The organism is Clostridium sp. HBUAS56017, assembly GCF_007115085.1.
GTDB classification, from domain to species: domain Bacteria; phylum Bacillota; class Clostridia; order Clostridiales; family Clostridiaceae; genus Clostridium; species Clostridium cibarium.
This window is the reverse complement of record NZ_SULK01000057.1, coordinates 1-1,849: the sequence shown is the minus strand read 5'-3', so window position 1 is coordinate 1,849 and position 1,849 is coordinate 1. Positions and strand designations below refer to the sequence as shown.

The following is a 1,849-nucleotide window of genomic DNA, read 5'->3' as shown; positions in this document are numbered from 1 at the left end:
AAAGGGGCTGTATCAAAATAAATTTTGATAATAGCCGAAAATGCTAAAAGAGGATTCAGAATTTGAATCCTCTTTTTTGCGCATAATATTTTTATGAAAATAAAAAATATTGTACCTATGCATCAAATAGGATTCCCAATTAAAACAGAAATTATGATACCTAAAGATGATCCGGTAAGATTGCTTTATGAAGTTACGGAGGGATTAGATTACAGTAAATTATATAAAGCGTACTCTACTAAAGGTAGAAATCCAGCAATCGCACCAGAGACTCTATTTAGAGTATTAGTCTACGGATACATGAACAATCTTTATTCAAGTAGACAACTAGAAACTGCTTGTAGGCGAGATATTAATTTTATGTGGCTTTTGCAGGGGCAAAAGGCTCCGGATCATAATACAATTGCACGATTTAGAAGTGATAGATTATCAGATTGTATGAATGATTTATTTAATCAATTAGTCATTAAACTTGATGAACTTCAAGAAATAGGATATAAAAATGTATTTATTGATGGTACTAAAATCGAAGCGAATGCCAATAAATATACATTTGTATGGAAGAAAGCTACTAACAAGTTTGAAACAAAACTTCAAGAAAAAATTAGGAGTACACTCGAAATTTTAAAAGCAGATTTTAATTTGAAATTTGAAATGATTGATGGAAAAATTACAGTTAAATATGCTGAGGAAATTTTATCATTATTATCTAAAATAAAATCTGAAGAAAATATTGACTTTGTATATGGTAAAGGAAAAAGAAAAAGTAAACTTCAAAAATTTACTGAACAAATAGACGATTTTATTGAAAAACAAAGTAAATATGATGAGTATAATAGCATTTTCAATGGTCGTAATAGTTTCTCAAAGACCGATAAAGATGCAACTTTCATGCATATGAAAGAAGATCATATGAGAAACTCTCAATTAAAACCTGGCTATAATATTCAAATTGGTGTAGAAGGTGAATATATTGTAGGGGTTGATGTATCAAGTGAAAGATCTGATCAACTTACATTTATACCTTTTCTAGAAAAACTAAATTCAAATCTGCCACAAAAATTTCAAAATGTTATTGCAGATGCTGGGTATGAGAGTGAAGAAAATTACTGTTACTTGGATAAAAATAAGCAAAATTCTTATATCAAACCTCAAATGTATGAAAAAATGAAGAGTAAGAAGTTTAAGAATGATATAAGTAAGCGTGAAAACATGACCTATGATGAGGAAGAAGATTTTTATATTTGTGCTAATGGAAAGAGATTAATACCTATCGGGACTCGAAACAAGAAATCAAAATCCGGTTATGAATCAGAGACAACAATTTATGAATGTTTAGATTGTGGTGATTGCCCATATAGATCTAAATGTAATAAATCAAAAGGCAATAAAAGATTACATGTATCTAAAAACTTTATGGCTAAAAGAGAACAGTCACTTATCAATATTACGACCCCCGAAGGGAAATTACTAAGAATGAATCGATCTATTCAGATCGAAGGTGTTTTTGGAGTATTAAAAGAAGATCACAGATTTAGAAGATTCTTGACGAGAGGAACTAAAAATATAAAAATTGAATTTTTATTGTTAAGCTTTGGATATAATATAAATAAGTTATGGAATAAAAGGAAACAAAATAGAAGTGGTATTTTATTACATAATATTAAAATAGCATAATTTTATTTATATGGAACTTTAAAGAAGATTGAAACATATCTTCTATTTTGCATCTTATTAATTATTTTAATTACCATAATGTACATAAAATAAGTTGAATAATTTCTTCAAATTCAAAAAAGGGAGCCGTCTCCGACAAATGATTTTAAATCATTTGGAGACAGCTCCTTTT

The 1,849-nt window shown here is 28.2% G+C and carries 1 protein-coding gene; it reads left to right on the top strand.

Annotated features, from left to right (window positions below):
- Positions 1 to 93: 93 nt before the first annotated feature.
- Positions 94 to 1,677, top strand: a complete 1,584-nt coding sequence (locus tag FAY47_RS19810; RefSeq protein WP_143318646.1) for an IS1182 family transposase — start codon at positions 94 to 96, stop codon at positions 1,675 to 1,677.
- The last annotated feature ends 172 nt before the right edge of the window (positions 1,678 to 1,849 follow it).